This is a genomic window from Exiguobacterium sp. QJM3NY_9, assembly GCF_056173545.1.
Genome location: NZ_CM149679.1, coordinates 1,176,172 through 1,191,552, shown reverse-complemented (window position 1 = coordinate 1,191,552; position 15,381 = coordinate 1,176,172). Strand labels below are relative to the sequence as shown.

Annotated in this window: 17 protein-coding genes; 7 read left to right on the top strand and 10 right to left on the bottom strand. The window is 45.7% G+C overall.

Annotated features, from left to right (window positions below; all coding sequences use genetic code 11):
• Positions 1-36: 36 nt before the first annotated feature.
• Positions 37-360, bottom strand: a complete 324-nt coding sequence (locus AC0VYQ_RS05915; protein WP_029333315.1) for a hypothetical protein — start codon at positions 358-360, stop codon at positions 37-39.
• A gap of 92 nt (positions 361-452) precedes the next feature.
• Between AC0VYQ_RS05915 and AC0VYQ_RS05910 the strand changes: the two genes are divergently transcribed.
• Positions 453-878 (top strand): DUF2621 family protein, encoded by a 426-nt coding sequence (locus AC0VYQ_RS05910; RefSeq protein ID WP_214893682.1) that lies wholly within the window; start codon positions 453-455, stop codon positions 876-878.
• 98 nt (positions 879-976) lie between these two features.
• On the opposite strand, the gene AC0VYQ_RS05905 is transcribed toward AC0VYQ_RS05910, so the two are convergent.
• The gene (locus AC0VYQ_RS05905) at positions 977-1,459 is read right to left on the bottom strand and encodes a CcdC family protein (RefSeq protein ID WP_029333313.1); all 483 of its coding nucleotides are present in this window, start codon (positions 1,457-1,459) and stop codon (positions 977-979) included.
• A 16-nt stretch (positions 1,460-1,475) separates the two neighbouring features.
• On the bottom strand, positions 1,476-2,174 hold the full coding sequence (locus AC0VYQ_RS05900) for a cytochrome c biogenesis CcdA family protein (RefSeq protein ID WP_214801146.1): 699 nt from the start codon (positions 2,172-2,174) through the stop codon (positions 1,476-1,478).
• A gap of 211 nt (positions 2,175-2,385) precedes the next feature.
• Here AC0VYQ_RS05900 and AC0VYQ_RS05895 point away from each other — a divergent pair, with 211 nt between their 5' ends.
• Positions 2,386-2,580, top strand: a complete 195-nt coding sequence (locus AC0VYQ_RS05895) for an aspartyl-phosphate phosphatase Spo0E family protein (protein ID WP_029333310.1) — start codon at positions 2,386-2,388, stop codon at positions 2,578-2,580.
• A gap of 448 nt (positions 2,581-3,028) precedes the next feature.
• Positions 3,029-3,931, top strand: a complete 903-nt coding sequence (locus tag AC0VYQ_RS05890; protein ID WP_088836764.1) for an SH3 domain-containing protein — start codon at positions 3,029-3,031, stop codon at positions 3,929-3,931.
• 62 nt (positions 3,932-3,993) lie between these two features.
• Here AC0VYQ_RS05890 and AC0VYQ_RS05885 read toward each other — a convergent pair whose 3' ends face one another.
• The 7 genes from AC0VYQ_RS05885 to yneA all read right to left on the bottom strand — a co-directional run bounded on the left by AC0VYQ_RS05885 (position 3,994) and on the right by yneA (position 11,503).
• Positions 3,994-5,760, bottom strand: a complete 1,767-nt coding sequence (locus AC0VYQ_RS05885) for an ABC transporter ATP-binding protein (RefSeq protein ID WP_475404439.1) — start codon at positions 5,758-5,760, stop codon at positions 3,994-3,996.
• Positions 5,750-7,507 (bottom strand): ABC transporter transmembrane domain-containing protein, encoded by a 1,758-nt coding sequence (locus AC0VYQ_RS05880; RefSeq protein ID WP_029333305.1) that lies wholly within the window; start codon positions 7,505-7,507, stop codon positions 5,750-5,752. Before AC0VYQ_RS05880 ends, AC0VYQ_RS05885 begins: the two co-directional genes overlap by 11 nt.
• 123 nt (positions 7,508-7,630) lie before the next feature.
• Positions 7,631-7,861: a YneF family protein gene (locus tag AC0VYQ_RS05875; protein ID WP_012370001.1), complete on the bottom strand. Its 231-nt coding sequence runs from the start codon at positions 7,859-7,861 to the stop codon at positions 7,631-7,633.
• 108 nt (positions 7,862-7,969) lie between these two features.
• Positions 7,970-9,958: a transketolase gene (tkt, locus tag AC0VYQ_RS05870; RefSeq protein ID WP_475404438.1), complete on the bottom strand. Its 1,989-nt coding sequence runs from the start codon at positions 9,956-9,958 to the stop codon at positions 7,970-7,972.
• Between the two features lie 207 nt (positions 9,959-10,165).
• On the bottom strand, positions 10,166-10,402 hold the full coding sequence (locus AC0VYQ_RS05865; RefSeq protein ID WP_029333302.1) for a DUF896 domain-containing protein: 237 nt from the start codon (positions 10,400-10,402) through the stop codon (positions 10,166-10,168).
• Between the two features lie 113 nt (positions 10,403-10,515).
• Positions 10,516-11,169: a YneB family resolvase-like protein gene (locus tag AC0VYQ_RS05860; RefSeq protein WP_214807759.1), complete on the bottom strand. Its 654-nt coding sequence runs from the start codon at positions 11,167-11,169 to the stop codon at positions 10,516-10,518.
• A 46-nt stretch (positions 11,170-11,215) separates the two neighbouring features.
• Positions 11,216-11,503, bottom strand: a complete 288-nt coding sequence (gene yneA / locus AC0VYQ_RS05855) for a cell division suppressor protein YneA (RefSeq protein WP_029333299.1) — start codon at positions 11,501-11,503, stop codon at positions 11,216-11,218.
• A 206-nt stretch (positions 11,504-11,709) separates the two neighbouring features.
• Between yneA and lexA the strand changes: the two genes are divergently transcribed.
• The 4 genes from lexA (at position 11,710) to glpK (ending at position 15,273) form a co-directional block, all read left to right on the top strand.
• Entirely contained in the window at positions 11,710-12,324 is a 615-nt protein-coding gene (gene lexA, locus AC0VYQ_RS05850; protein WP_029333297.1) for a transcriptional repressor LexA, read from the top strand.
• A 30-nt stretch (positions 12,325-12,354) separates the two neighbouring features.
• Positions 12,355-12,828, top strand: coding sequence for a metal-binding protein (locus AC0VYQ_RS05845; RefSeq protein WP_088836760.1), 474 nt, complete (start codon positions 12,355-12,357; stop codon positions 12,826-12,828).
• Positions 12,829-13,006: 178 nt separating this feature from the next.
• A complete protein-coding gene (locus tag AC0VYQ_RS05840; protein ID WP_088836759.1) occupies positions 13,007-13,708 on the top strand; it encodes an MIP/aquaporin family protein in 702 nt (233 codons plus the stop codon).
• Positions 13,709-13,749: 41 nt separating this feature from the next.
• A complete protein-coding gene (glpK, locus tag AC0VYQ_RS05835; protein WP_088836758.1) occupies positions 13,750-15,273 on the top strand; it encodes a glycerol kinase GlpK in 1,524 nt (507 codons plus the stop codon).
• Positions 15,274-15,381 lie beyond the last annotated feature (108 nt).

Below are 15,381 nucleotides of genomic sequence, written 5' to 3'. Positions count from 1 at the left end.
AGAAGGAGTCGCGGCAATCCGCGTCTCCTTCTTTTTTTAATAGTCGAGCAATCTCGAAGCGTCGATTTGGCGCTTCGATCCATCGGCGAACATTTCAAGTGTCGCGAGGATCTGATGATCTATAAGGTCATATTTCACTAATGTAAAATCTTCAAGAGTCGAGATCGTCTTAAACGTCTTCCCGACGGTAAATGCCCGCTTGCGACTGGCATCAAAAGCAGGAATTGTCACGAATACGACCGTGATTTCCGTTCCACTCGTATCATAATAAAATTCGACGACGCGACCGTCTGCTGTCTCGGGTAAGTTCCCCTTTTGCGGTCGTCCGGATTCATCTAATTGTACATATGGCTGTAACATCTCTTCTCCTCACTTTCTCCGTCATTCATCATAGCATGAGAAAACCATTTATGCTAATCTATAAATGATGTTGAAAGGGGGATGAGTCACGGATGGCATGGTTCATGAACGGAATTTTGCTCTGGGGCTTTATCATGATTACACTAATGGCGATTGGCGGCTTCTTCATGTTCCGGAAGTTCTTAAAAAAACTCCCGAAAGAAGACGGCAAATCGATGATGGATTGGGAAGATGAGTACATCGACCAAACACGACACTTGTGGACGGACGAGACAATGGAGTTATTGAATGCCCTCGTCATGCCTGTTCCGGCGGCGTTTCGTGACGTCGCACGGCGGAAAATTGCCGGGCGGATCGGTCAGTTCGCACTTGAAGAACGTGCATCGGTCATGACGTCAGAGCTTGTCGTCAAAGGATATATTTCAGCGACTCCAAAACGTGATCATAATTTTTTGAAAAAAGCCTTAAAAGAACACGCAATCGATTGGCGTGAATACGAACTCTACTTCCAAAGTTAATGATGGCAGAATCAATCCACTTTGAGTGAACGAGATTCTATGTGATGTATTCAAAAAATGACCGCCTTGTCCATTAAATCGGACAAGACGGTCATTTTTCATGATTGTGGTAAATGTTCGACGGGAACAATCCCCGACTTAACTTGTTTGTACTTCAGATACATGGCGATCCGCCACGGGACGATCATTCCGAACGCGACGAGATAGAAAATTCCACCTGTCTCAAAAATATCGATTTGACCCCCGATCACAAATTTTGCGACCGTCCGTACGAGTAAGATTCCGAATAAGACGATAAAAAATGCTTTTGAACGTTGCAAATAAATTTGACCTTCTGCTTCATAAAAATTTGACGTCTTAATCAAGAAGACACTGAAAATCATCCCGACAATCAATGCTTCCGCGACCTCCGTCCATGTCAGACGAGATGCCGGGTATAAAAATTGCAACATCCCGGTCGACATCGCGAACGGAGGGATTAAAATCTTTTTGGCATTTGTCGGTTTCGCCGACGCCTTCACCCGTATGAAGCTGATGAGTAACCCCATCACGAGCGCAACCCCTGTTGATATCCAAATCATCTCATCACTTCCTCGATTAAAATCCTGTAAATCCAACGATATCACTCATCCAGGCCGCAAATTTACTCAAGCCATTGAAATACAACATGACTCCGAAGACCATCATCAAGGCGCCACCGAATTTCGTCATTTTGAGACTGTACTGGACAAGGAGTTTCGAACGTCCAACAAAAAAGGCCATTAATAAGAAGGGAATCGAAAATCCAAGGACATAAAACAGCATGTAGAGCATACCTTGGCTCGGATTCGTCGCCGCTAGACCGATGACACCAGCAAGGATTGGACCTGTACATGGTGTCCAGCCTGCCGCAAATCCGATTCCAACGAGGACTGTACCGATGTAACCGCCCTTGCGTTCACCAAGATTCAATTTTTTTTCACGCATCAAGAACGTCGGCTGCCATAAACCGACTAAGACGATCCCGAAGACGAAAATCACGAGGGCCCCAACCATCCGTAATGTATCGCGATACGTGATGAAGACGTCCGCAAAGAGTGACGTCGATAATCCAAGGACGACGAATACGAGTGCGAACCCGACTAAAAAGGCGAGTGTATGGAAAAGTGAACGTCTTTCCCGGACACCTTTTTCTTTTAAATCCGTTACAGATACTCCGGTAATGTACGAAAGAAATACCGGATACAACGGTAGCGTACAGGGAGACACGAATGACAGTAACCCTGCCCCAAATGCTAACCACAACGAGAGCTCCATTTCAGCAGCTCCTTTCTATAAGAAGAAGTTCTTCTCTATTTTGCCAAACTCCGCATCATTTAGCACCTATTATCTCACAAAAGATAAGAAAGATTCGTGACTTCTCAAATTACAAAAAAATTACATTTACTTTATCTTACTAAAATTTCGTTGCACTCCGAATAATCACTTGCTAGAATATGGATACGACACCAATGTAAGGGAGACTGCTATGACAAGCCAACAATTACTGACCTTAGCAATTGAAGCAAAACGAAGCGAACTGTATCTTCAAGCAGATCGGTCTAGTTTCACCTCCCCACATGTATTGAAGCTCAGTCACGAACTCGATCTGTTATTAGTCGAGTACACACGGATTATGCAAACTTATGCCGTTGGCTCTTCAAATGAGCGGCTCCTCACATAAAACGAAAATTCAATGCAGTCATTTCGTGGCACCTTCCATTAAGTGTACTTGTTTGATCACTAATCCTTTTTAAGCAAACCCTCTTTCCATTCAGAGGGTTTGTTTTTGTTCAATCGCTTTTTCATTGTCATGCCCTCCTTCTTCTCTCAAACTTCGCCTCCGGTCTGATTAGAAGATGGTTCAACTTATTTTTAGACAAGGGATTGATTCATGACTTTTGTACATTACAATTGCTTCCGTTCATTCTTTATATAGGCATAAAGACTTACGAACCGACTTAAAAACCATGCTTTATGACCTACTAATGACAAAAACACGCTTTTTGCAATCTGTTTGTCACACTGACCTCTTTTGTAACTTTAATGACATTGACCTGTAAACGCACTACCCGGTTTCGGGGTGTAGAGTAGGAACAGTAAACACAGCATATGTCAGGAGGACATCAATAATGAAAAAAGCAGTTTTCGCTGCAGGACTTGCAGCAACGGCTCTATCAGTAGGATTCGCCCAAGAGACAGAGGCTGCCTCAGAGACGGTAAAAGTAGACACAGCAGTACTCAACGTTCGCACAGCACCTACAACAGCATCAGCAGACGTAGGTAACGTATATAAAGGGCAAACATTAAATGTCGAAGGACGTTCTGGTGCATGGATCAAAACAAGCATCAATGGCCAAAAACGTTATGTACATGGCGCATATACTACTGCTGCCTCATCATTCGACTTTAAAAAAGCTACAGTCACTACGGCAGTATTAAACGTTCGGACACAACCTACTACGAACTCGAAAGATGTAGGTAACTTGTATAAAGGTGAAACAGTAAACGTAGAAAGTAAAGTCGGTTCTTGGATTAAAACAACAATCGATGGTAAAACGCGCTATGTGCATAGTGCTTACACTACACTTTCTGGTTCTACTGCTTCGACTTCAGCAGCTCCAGCTCCTAAAGCAGAAGCAAAACCAGCAGCTAAGCCAGCACCAAAACCAGCGGCTAAACCGGCTACTGCAACTAAACAAACGACTTCAGCGAAGTCTGGTACTAAAGTGACGATGAACGTAAGTGCATACACGAACGATCCATCAAGCAACGGTAGCCAGCTTTACAACGGTCGTGCATTGACTGCTAGCGGTTATGATGTAACAAACACGATCACGTACAATGGTATGCGTATCGTAGCAGCTTCTTCACAATACCCGATTGGCACACGGATGCACATTTCAGGTATCGGTGAAGCAATTGTTCTCGACCGTGGTGGCGCAATTCAAGGTAACAAACTTGACCTTCTCGTTGGTTCACAACAAGAAGCCATCAACTGGGGACGCCAAAACGTCACAGTAACTGTCTACTAATTAAAAAAAGTAACAGCAAAACCTGCCGGGCGAGATCGCCTGGCAGGCCTTTTTGTGTGCATTTACGTAATCGAAGTCACATGACCCGACTGTAATTGATACATTTTTTTATAGAGTCCGTCTTTCGCAATCAACGTTTGGTGATTTCCTTGTTCGACGACTTCCCCTTGATGTAACACAAGAATCAAGTCGGCGTCCTGAATCGTCGATAATCGGTGAGCGATTGCAATCGTCGTCCGCCCTTCCCGCATTCGTTTCAATGCCGTCTGGACTTTCTCTTCCGTCTCCGTATCGATTGAACTTGTCGCTTCATCCAAGATTAAGATTTTTGGATCACGCGCCATCGTTCGTGCAAATGAAATCAATTGCCGTTCTCCGGCTGAGAACGTTGCCCCGCGCTCGGCGACCGGGCTATCGTATCCCTCGTCAAGTTGGTGAATGAAACCATCCGCCTGAACGAAACGGGCCGCCTCTTCAACGGTTCCAAACGAAATCCGATCGTCAAACAACCGAATGTTATCAGCGACACTTCCCGTAAAGAGGAACGAATCCTGCAGGACAAGTCCAACGTGACGCCGTAATTCATCTTCCGGTAACTGTTCGAGCGGTTTTCCATCAATCAAAATTCGTCCCGACTGATAGGCATAAAACCGCATCAAGATGTTGATGATTGAACTTTTCCCGCTTCCCGTCTGACCGACAAGGGCAATCGTCTGTCCTTTTTTCGCTTCAAAGGTAATCCCTTTCAAGACTTCCGTCTCTCCATCATAACTGAACCGCACGTCTTCAAAGACGATATGTCCATCCGTGACGCTCGCTGCACCAGGCAACCCTTTCGTCGGTTCCGGCTCATCCGTATCGAGAACCTTAAACACACGGTCGGCCGAAACAATCGCCTGTTGGAATTCAGACAACCGTTGCATGATTTGTTGAACGGGTTGGAAAATGCGTTCAAGATAACTAATGAAGGCATAGACGACACCGACTTGAACCGTCTCCGTAAATGATAAGAATCCAAAGTACGTGACGAGTGTCGCGATTGAAATCGCCAGCATCAGTTCAATGATTGGACGAAGTAACCAACTGTCGAGCTTTAAGTTTTTATAACGACCATTTTGGTGGGCGACGTTCGTCTCTTCAAATTCCGCCATTAATCGTTTTTCTTGGCGGAATTGCTGAATGATCGCCATCCCGTTGATTGATTCATTTAACTGCGCATTGATTTTCGATAACAAATCGCGGACTTCTGCATAATATTTCGTCGAGTACTTGCGGTAGATCCAGATGACGAAATAAAATACAGGCAGTAAGACAAGTGCGATTGTCGCAAGCGTCGGGTCCAAGAAATAGAGGAAGATATAAGTTCCGATCAATTGGACACCACTTTGGACAAACGTCGAGAGGACGCCGATGTAGAGTTCCTTGATCGCTTCCGTATCATTCGTGATCCGCGAGACTAAAACCCCAGCCGGTGTCCGGTCAAAGTAAGCGAGTCGCAGGTGCATGACGTGACGAAACACATCAATCCGTAAGCGCTGAATGACTTTTAACGCGATTTTTTGAAATTCAAATGCTTGCAAATAATCGACGATAATCCCTGTCGTATGCAAGATGAGGTAGGCACTAAATAATAAGGCGACTTCCTGGACTGGATAATTACCAGTCGTGACATAGTTGTCAATGAAGATTTTAACTAAATAAGGTCCTCCGAGTTTCGCACCCGTCGTGACCAATAAGAGAAGGAACGCCACAAAGACTTGTTTCTTAAAGGGACCGACAAACCGAAGCAGACGCTTCAAGACGTCTTTTTCATTGATATCATGATTCAAACGGTCCACCCCCTTGTTCAACTAATGATTCGAGTTGTTGATGGTCATACGTTTCTTTATACCAGCCTTTTCGCCGCAACAACTGCTCATGTGTCCCCCGTTCGATGATCCGTCCCGCGTCGAGAACGATGATTTCGTCCGTATGGGAAACGGCCGACAAACGATGGGCGACGATGATTTGCGACTGTTCGTTATCAGCCGTGCGGAAATGATCGATGATCGCCTCTTCTGTCTTCGCATCGACGGCCGATAACGCGTCATCGAGCACTAAAATCGGACAGTCGGCGAGTAACGCCCGGGCAATCGAAATCCGTTGTTTTTGTCCACCGGATAACGTCACGCCGCGTTCTCCAACCATCGTCGCGTAACCTTCTTTAAAACCAAGAATATCGTCATGGACAGCAGCAACACGAGCTGCTTCCATGATTTGTTCCATCGAAGCGTCCGGTTTCGCAAAAGCGATATTGTCCGCAATCGATGCTGAGAACAAGAAATGGTCTTGCGGGACGACGGCGATCTGCTTCCGGACCGTTTCGCGGAGGAGTTGTTTAATATCTTGCCCTCCCATTCGAATAGCCCCTTGTTTGACATCATATTCGCGGGTTAATAACCGGACAAACGTCGACTTCCCAGCACCTGTCCGCCCGACGATTCCGAGCGACTTTCCAGGCTCGAGTGTGACATCAATCTGTTCGAGAACCGGCTGTGTGTCATAGATAAAACGGTCAATCGCGATATCGAGTCGTGGTGAATCGACGGTCGTCACCGCTTCCTTCGCATCTTTAATTTCCGGCTCCACGGCAAGCATCCGTTCGATTCGGTCATACGAAGCACGTCCTCGTTCGACGATATTGAATAACCAGCCGAATGCCAGCATCGGCCACGTCAAGAGACCTAAGTATGTAGTGAAAGCGACGATGTCACCGATCCGGATTTCCCCTTGTTGTAACAAATATGCTCCGTACCCGACGGCGATGATATACGATAAACCGACGAGTCCAAAGATCGTTGGATCAAACAACGCATCAATTTTCGCGACACGACGGTTTTTTTGAACGACATCGTCCGATAACGACGTGAATGTCGTCACGTCTGACTCGACTTCACCCGTTGCTTTTAAAACACGGACGCCACTGATACTTTCTGCTACTTTGTCATTCAAGTCAGAAAAGGCTTCCTGTGCATCATGAAAACGGGAATGCAGCATCTTTCCGTAACGCGATGTCAAGTAGACCATCAACGGCATCGGCAGAAGGGAAACGAGCGTCAGTTTCCAACTGATTGTCGTCACCATCATGACAACGACAAAACTTCCCATTGTCACAGAATCGACGAGCGTCAAAATCCCTGCCCCTGCCGTCATTGAAACCGCTTGGACATCATTCGTCGCATGCGCCATTAAGTCTCCACTTCGATATTTCTTATAAAACGATTGGTCTAAATCTGAAAAGTGACCATAAAGCTGACTCCGCAACAACCGGCCCAGCCGGATCGATGCGCCGAAGATGTAAAAACGCCAAAAGTAACGGATGACGTAGGTCGAGACTCCGATCAACACGAGCACCCCGGCGAGTGTAAACAATCTCTCTTTCGTCAATGTACCGTCACTTAATCCATTGACCGTCGTCCCGATGACTTTTGGTGGAATCACTTCGAGACCTGCGACAAAAATCAAACAAATGATGCCGATGCTATATGCTTTCCATTCAAGTCGGAAAAACCAACTCAATTTCTTGAAGACTCCCATTCAAGTCTCCCCCCCTTTTTCAAATCAATTGAGTATTTTAAATAGTCTCACATTTTAGATTAGCCATCTTTCCAGTAAATAGCAAACAAAAAGGAGACCACAAGGGTCTCCTTTTGAAACTGCTTATTTTTTAGGTGATTTCATCGAACCACTCATTGAACGCATCACTTGGTTAACTTTCTTTTGTGATGGCTTTTGACCCATTTGCATCATCAATGTCTTAATCATATCTTCGTTGATTGGCGGGTTTTGCTCCAAATAGTTCATCATGTATCGACGAGCGATATAGAAACCAAGGGCGACACCTGCTACCAAGCAAAGAAGGGCAATTAAAATCCAAATCCATGTAGCCAAGTTGCTTCCTCCTCTAACTTAAAACGTCGCTTTTTACTATACTATAATTCTAACCGTTTGCATAGATAATGCATGAAAAAGGTGCGCATGAACGCGCACCTGTTCCACTTATCCGAGTTGCTTGACTGTTTCCAAGATATTTTCGACAGACATACCGTACTCTTTTAATAGAAGGTCTCCTGGAGCCGATGCGCCGAAACGATCGATTCCGATGACTTGTCCTTCTGTTCCCACGTACTTGTACCAACCGAGTGACGCGCCTGCTTCGATCGCAAGACGTTTCGTGATCCGTTTTGGTAAGACAAATTCTTTGTACTCAGCTGTTTGCGCTTCGAACAACTCCCATGATGGAAGTGAAACGACCGCAACCTTTTCACCCAGTTGTTTTTGTGCTTCGACGAGCAAGTGAACTTCTGAACCCGTTCCCATCAAGATTGTATCTGCTGTGTTTACGTCACCTGCGATGACATAACCACCCTTTTCAGCACCTTCGACTGTCGTGCCTTCAAGTTCAGGTAAACCTTGACGTGTCATAACGAGCAACGTCGGTTTGTTTTTCGATTGAACAGCTGTTTTCCAAGCGGCAATCGTTTCTTTTCCGTCTGCCGGACGATAGACCGTCAAGTTCGGCATCGCACGGAAACTCATCAAGTGTTCGACTGGCTCGTGTGTTGGACCATCTTCTCCCACTGCGATCGAGTCATGCGTCAAGACGAAGATTGATTGAATCCCCATCAATGCTGCAAGACGGACTGCCGGGCGCAAGTAATCTGAGAAGACGAAGAATGTCGCACCGTAAGGGATGACGCCACCGTGAAGTGCCATTCCGTTGACAGCTGCTGCCATCGCGAACTCACGGACACCGAACCAAATGTTACGGCCGCTTGGATCGATATCGAAGTCAGCTTCGCCTTTTAGCATCGTGTTGTTCGAACCAGCTAAGTCAGCTGATCCACCGAAGATTGATGGAATGTTTTTCGCAAGAGCGTTTAAGACTTCCCCACTCGTCTGACGTGTTGCTTTTTTCGATGTCAGATCATATGTCGGAAGATCTGCTTCCCAGTTGCTCGGCAATTCATTGTTGATCGCTTGAACAAGCTCAGCGTGCAATTCCGGATGTGCTACTTTGTATTGCTCCATTTTTTCCGTCCATGCTGCTTCTGTATCAGCGCCACGTTTTTCGATGCGCTCCTCGAACAAGTCTTTGACTTCTTCCGGTACATAGAATTCTTCATGATCCCAAACGTAGCTTGCTTTCGTCAACTTGATTTCCGCATCGCCGAGTGGTGCACCGTGTGAAGCCGATTTCCCTGATTTGTTCGGCGAACCGAATCCGATAACCGTTTTGACTTCGATCAATGTCGGTTTTGTTGTTTCCGCTTTCGCCGCGTCGAGTGCTTTTGAAATCGAATCGATATCCGTTCCATCTTCAACACGGATGACTTGCCAGTTGTATGCTTCAAAACGTTGTTGGACGTTTTCGGAGAATGACTTGTCCAAGTCGCCATCAAGCGAGATGTCGTTTGAATCATACAGGACGACGAGTTTACCAAGACTTAAATGTCCTGCGAGTGAAGCCGCTTCTGCAGAGACACCTTCCATTAAATCACCGTCTCCGCAAATTCCATACGTGAAGTGATCGACGACGTTTAAGTCGTCACGGTTGTATTTCGCTTCGAGGTGACGTTCTGCCATCGCCATCCCGACGGCCATCGCGATGCCTTGTCCGAGTGGACCAGTCGTCGCATCGACACCTGCTGTGTGACGGTATTCCGGGTGACCCGGTGTTTTTGAGTTCCATTGACGGAATGACTTCAAGTCATCCATCGCGAGGTCGTATCCTGATAAATGGAGGAGTGAGTAGAGAAGCATTGAACCGTGTCCTGCTGAAAGTACAAAACGGTCACGGTTAAACCATTCTGGATTTTTAGGGTTGTGGTTCATATGATCCGCCCATAATGTAAATGCCATCGGTGCTGCACCCATCGGCATTCCCGGGTGGCCCGAGTTCGCTTTTTGTACTGCATCAATTGATAAGGTACGAATCGTATTTACTGCTAATAATTCTACTGTTGTCATGTTCGTCAAAACAATCATCCTCTCTCTTTTTCACAAATTCTATATCATTTTAGCACACACAGAAATGTGATACAACTTTTCTAAATAGTATGTCACATTAAAATGAATGCGCTCTCTATTGCCCTTTTCAAGCAACTTTCATGATACACATTACTGATTTTCCCATTAAAAAAGCTACCTCGCTCACGGATTGAGCGACGCAGCTTTCGTTCATACAAAACTTGCTTACTGTTTATTGCGTTCTTCTTCTTGTGCTTGCTTCAATTTTTCAGGCGTAACATCCGTTCCTTCTTCATCAACGATTTTGATGCCCATCATTTGATTTTTGAACGAACCACGAAATGCTTCTAAATAGGCCGTTCTTAATTCTTTTTGTTCCGCCGTCTCAGCTTCCGTTAACGGTTCGACTTTTGATTTATTGGCAAGTTCATTAATTCGATCGAGTTGTTCTTGTGATAACATAGTATCCCTCTTTCTCTTTGACTCAACGCGGAGCACTTTAATAGTAACCTTACTGTAAAAGACCCGAAAAAAAAAAGCAAGTTTGTCGCGTCAAGATGACACAACACCTGCTTTCATTCATAAGACTGGACAACTTCTTTATATTCAAGATAACGCCTGTTGACCGTCGCTTTCGAAATATCATGCCCCATGCCGCGTAAGGTCGTCGCGATGTCAGCAAATGTCAAACCAAGTTCACGTAATCGAACGATTTCTTCAATCGGGACTTCCTTTCGACTGCGGCCGGCATTCTCGCCTTGCCGATTGAGATTTTGTTCGGGTCTAAAACCATTATCGACAGCCCGTCGCATGCCGCGTGCAATTTTTGCATTGTGGAGCTTACGCTGGTATTCCTCAACGAGTGAAACGATTTCGAGGACCATTGCTTCCGCATCCGCCAGTTTGTATTCACCGTCTGACTCCATCGTCATCAACTGGACATCATGTTTTTTGAACGTATGCAAAATCGCGATTTTGGCGTTTCCTCGTCCGATTCGTGTATCGTCCGTCACGAGCACCGCTTCCACCAGATGACGCGTTACATAATCAAGAACGGTTAACATCCCTTCTCGCTCTACATCATAGCCACTTTCTTTTTCGACGATGATATCTATGATTTCAAATCCTTTTGTTAAAGCGAGTCCCGACAGTTCTGCTCTTTGCCGCTCCAGTGAGCTCTCTTGTGCTTCTTTTTCCGTCGAGACGCGACAGTAGATTACTACTTTCATCGTACCTCACACCCCTGTTCGTTCATTCAACAACTTTTATATTCTGTCATTGTTGTGCGATTGGTACAACGATTTTGTCTTTCGAAATGACATGTTTTGTTTCGAGCTCATTGTTCTTGATCAGCCAGTCAATGTATTCCTGGTTCGTCATCGAACCATCATTGTAGACTTCTGCAACTTGTTCGACCGTTACGTTCTCATCGACCGTGACTGACGCCGTGAGTAATTGGTGGACCTTTTCATCCGGTCGTGGCGTTAAAAGAAAAAGAATGAAAGCAAAACTGAGCGTATAAAACAGAATTGAAAAGGCATGAGTACGAATAGAATGAATCATCATGAATCCCTCCAAATAGGTTATTAGAATAAATGTTCTCGGAACAATTGTTCGCATAATCTATAATAAACATAGAACCAGTGTTCGGTCAATACAAAAACATCGAACAATTGTTTGTACGCTCATTTGTTCTATGTTATAGTAATTCTAGAAACATATATTCCTAAATCCTAAAAAAACCAATCCGGAAAGAGGTGGCAATTCGTATGCGGAAAATGTCTAAACGTCAACAAGAAATCCTTGACTACATCATCGCTGAAGTGAAGTTAAAGGGCTATCCACCTTCAGTTCGCGAAATTGGTGAAGCTGTTGGTCTTGCTTCAAGCTCAACGGTACACGGTCATTTGGATCGTCTAGAAAAACGTGGACTGATTCGCCGTGACCCGACGAAACCACGCGCGATTGAAATATTGCTTGATAAACCTGAAGAAATCAACGAAGCGATCGTCCATGTCCCCGTTATCGGCAAGGTAACTGCCGGACTTCCGATCACTGCGATTGAAAACATAGAAGAGCATTTCCCACTCCCTGCACATTATGTAGGAAATGAAACCGTCTTTATGTTGACGATTGATGGCGAATCGATGATTAATGCAGGTATTCTTGATGGCGATCGTGTTATCGTGCGTCAACAAAACACAGCAGAAAACGGGGAGATTGTCGTTGCAATGACCGAAGATAGTGAAGCGACAGTCAAACGGTTCTTCTTAGAAGATCAACAGGTACGTCTTCAACCAGAAAATGACTCGATGGACCCGATGTATTTCGATAACGTGTCGATTCTTGGCAAGGTCATCGGCGTTTACCGGACGATTCACTAAGAGAGGGACCAGCTGAGCTGGTCTTTTTTCATGCCTTCTGGAAATGTACATGATACGGTCAACTCCGTTGCCCTCACAGGATATGTTGTTTATTCGGTCGCAACGAACCAAACGGATTGGCTCCCGACAGCTGTCGGAATCGCCGTCGGGACCTTATGGCTTTCGCCCGACTTAGACTTAAAATCGGAACCTTACTATCGTTTCGGCCCTTTGCGTGTCCTTTGGATGCCATACGTCAAAATTATGCCGCACCGCTCCATCTGGTCGCATGGCTTAATCATCGGAGATGTCATCCGCCTACTCTACAGTGCTGCTTTATTGATTCCGCTTCTTTTTTTAGCCTTCTATAGTGAAATCATTCAAGCAAGTACGGTCGACTCATTGATTGACGTCATGCCTGCTTTTATTATCGGTGTGATGACCGCAAGTACGATTCATATCATCCTTGATCATACGAGTAGCTGGTTCCGCCCTAAAAAGAAACGAAAAAAACGTCGATCCTGACTTTTTCCATTTAATCATGGAAAAAGTCTTTTTATTATCCAATTCTAATTTTTTTAAACCTAAATATTGAAAATTTCTATTCCTATATTTCAATTATTTGTATTGAAAACGTTATCAATTCGGGTTAGGTTTAAATAGAAAGGCATTATTCGCTTTAATCCAAAGGGAGGGTTTTTGCATGAGTAATTTTATTAGTGAGATGATGGGAACATTGATTCTCGTCCTACTCGGGGATGGCGTCGTCGCCGGTGTCGTTCTGAAGAAAACCAAGTCTGAAAATGGTGGCTGGATTGTCATCACGCTCGCTTGGGGTCTCGCCGTTATGACCGGTGTTTACGTCGCGGCATCCAGTGGTGCCCACTTGAACCCAGCGGTTACTTTGTCGCTCGCGCTCAATTCTGACTTACCGTGGGCAGATGTACCTATCTATATCGCTGCTCAACTTGTCGGAGCATTCCTTGGCGCAGTACTCGTTTGGCTTCATTACATGAAACATTTTGAAGCGACAGAAGATCAAGCCGCAAAACTCGGTGTCTTCGCGACAGGTCCAGCGATCCGTCATACGGGATCAAACTTAGTATCTGAGATCATCGGGACATTCGTTCTCGTCTTTGGTATCTTGGCGCTTGGAGCGAATACGTTTGCAGACGGACTCAATCCATTGATCGTCGGTCTCCTCGTAGTCGTCATCGGTCTTTCGCTCGGTGGTACGACGGGTTATGCAATCAACCCTGCCCGTGACCTTGGTCCACGTATCGCCCACGCGATCTTACCGATTCCGGGTAAGGGATCATCAGACTGGGGTTACTCATGGATTCCGATCGTCGGACCAATCATCGGAGGCGCAATCGCCGTCTTCATCTATCAACTGTTATTTTGATTGAGCATTAGGTATCTTAACTATTCAAGGGGGACTCACAGATGGAAAACAAGTATATTTTAGCACTCGACCAAGGAACGACAAGCTCACGCGCCATCATTTTCGATCATGATGGTCAAATCGTCAACTCTGCTCAACGTGAATTCAAACAATACTTCCCACAACCAGGCTGGGTCGAGCATGATGCAAATGAAATCTGGGGTTCGATTTTAGCAGTCATGGCGGATGCACTCGGAACGGCTGACATCAAACCGAGTCAAATCGCGAGCATCGGAATCACGAACCAACGTGAAACGACAGTCGTCTGGAACAAGGAAACGGGAAAACCAGTTTATCATGCCCTTGTCTGGCAATCGCGTCAAACGGCCGACATTTGTGATGAGCTAAAGGAACAAGGACTCAATCAAAAATTCCGCGATAAAACTGGCTTACTCATCGATGCCTACTTCTCAGGAACAAAAGTCAAATGGATTCTAGATAACGTCGATGGTGCACGTGAGCAAGCAGAGAACGGGGAACTGCTCTTCGGTACAATCGATACGTGGCTCGTCTGGAAGCTCTCAGGTGGAAAAACACATATCACAGACTACACGAATGCCTCACGGACACTCATGTACAACATTTACGAACAACAATGGGATGACGAGTTACTTGAAATCCTGACAGTTCCTAAATCGATGTTGCCAGAAGTCCGTCAATCAAGTGAAGTCTACGACAACACAGTCCCGTATCACTTCTTCGGCTTCGAAGTTCCAATCGCCGGCATCGCCGGTGACCAACAAGCTGCCTTGTTCGGTCAAACGTGTTTTGAACCGGGCGAAGGGAAAAACACATACGGTACAGGTTGCTTCATGTTGATGAACACGGGCGAAAAAGCCGTTTCTTCAGACCACGGACTCCTGACGACGATCGCTTGGGGCGTCGACGGCAAAGTGGAATACGCACTCGAAGGTTCCATCTTCGTTGCCGGTTCTGCAATCCAGTGGTTACGTGACGGTCTCCGGATGTTGAAAAATGCAAAAGACTCAGAAGGCTACGCTTTGAAAGTCGATTCAACAGACGGTGTCTACGTCGTTCCTGCTTTCGTTGGTCTTGGTGCACCGTACTGGGATAGCGACGTTCGCGGTGCCATCTTCGGATTGACACGCGGGACGGAAAAAGAGCACTTTGTCCGCGCAACACTCGAGTCACTCGCTTACCAAACTCGCGACGTCTTGACAGCGATGCAGCAAGATTCCGGCATCGAACTGAAAACGTTACGCGTCGACGGTGGTGCCGTTGCCAACGACTTCTTGATGCAATTCCAATCGGATATTCTCGGTGTTCCAGTTGACCGCCCGGAAATCAATGAGACGACGGCACTCGGTGCAGCCTACCTCGCTGGACTCGCTGTCGGCTATTGGAAAGATAAAGCTGAAATCAAAAAGCAGTGGAAACTCAACCATCAATTCACACCTGAAATGAAAGAAGACGATCGCGAAAAACGTTATGCCGGATGGCAAAAAGCGGTCGAAGCGACAATGGCATTCACACCGAACAAAAAAGCAGCCAACGCAAACGTCTAATCGAACAACGATGACTTTTGCACCACTCTATTAAAAAGAAGCGATTTCGATATCACTCGAAATCGCTTCTTTTTTGTCTTTGACCTTTTAATTCATACACCTTCTCAA

Coding starts and splice junctions, on each gene's coding strand:
- AC0VYQ_RS05915 (WP_029333315.1), bottom strand. CDS start 360: ATGTTACAGCCATATGTACAATTAGATGAATCCGGACGACCGCAAAAG.
- AC0VYQ_RS05910 (WP_214893682.1), top strand. CDS start 453: ATGGCATGGTTCATGAACGGAATTTTGCTCTGGGGCTTTATCATGATT.
- AC0VYQ_RS05905 (WP_029333313.1), bottom strand. CDS start 1,459: ATGATTTGGATATCAACAGGGGTTGCGCTCGTGATGGGGTTACTCATC.
- AC0VYQ_RS05900 (WP_214801146.1), bottom strand. CDS start 2,174: ATGGAGCTCTCGTTGTGGTTAGCATTTGGGGCAGGGTTACTGTCATTC.
- AC0VYQ_RS05895 (WP_029333310.1), top strand. CDS start 2,386: ATGACAAGCCAACAATTACTGACCTTAGCAATTGAAGCAAAACGAAGC.
- AC0VYQ_RS05890 (WP_088836764.1), top strand. CDS start 3,029: ATGAAAAAAGCAGTTTTCGCTGCAGGACTTGCAGCAACGGCTCTATCA.
- AC0VYQ_RS05880 (WP_029333305.1), bottom strand. CDS start 7,507: ATGGGAGTCTTCAAGAAATTGAGTTGGTTTTTCCGACTTGAATGGAAA.
- tkt (WP_475404438.1), bottom strand. CDS start 9,958: ATGATTGTTTTGACGAACATGACAACAGTAGAATTATTAGCAGTAAAT.
- AC0VYQ_RS05865 (WP_029333302.1), bottom strand. CDS start 10,402: ATGTTATCACAAGAACAACTCGATCGAATTAATGAACTTGCCAATAAA.
- AC0VYQ_RS05860 (WP_214807759.1), bottom strand. CDS start 11,169: ATGAAAGTAGTAATCTACTGTCGCGTCTCGACGGAAAAAGAAGCACAA.
- yneA (WP_029333299.1), bottom strand. CDS start 11,503: ATGATTCATTCTATTCGTACTCATGCCTTTTCAATTCTGTTTTATACG.
- lexA (WP_029333297.1), top strand. CDS start 11,710: ATGCGGAAAATGTCTAAACGTCAACAAGAAATCCTTGACTACATCATC.
- AC0VYQ_RS05845 (WP_088836760.1), top strand. CDS start 12,355: ATGCCTTCTGGAAATGTACATGATACGGTCAACTCCGTTGCCCTCACA.
- AC0VYQ_RS05840 (WP_088836759.1), top strand. CDS start 13,007: ATGAGTAATTTTATTAGTGAGATGATGGGAACATTGATTCTCGTCCTA.
- glpK (WP_088836758.1), top strand. CDS start 13,750: ATGGAAAACAAGTATATTTTAGCACTCGACCAAGGAACGACAAGCTCA.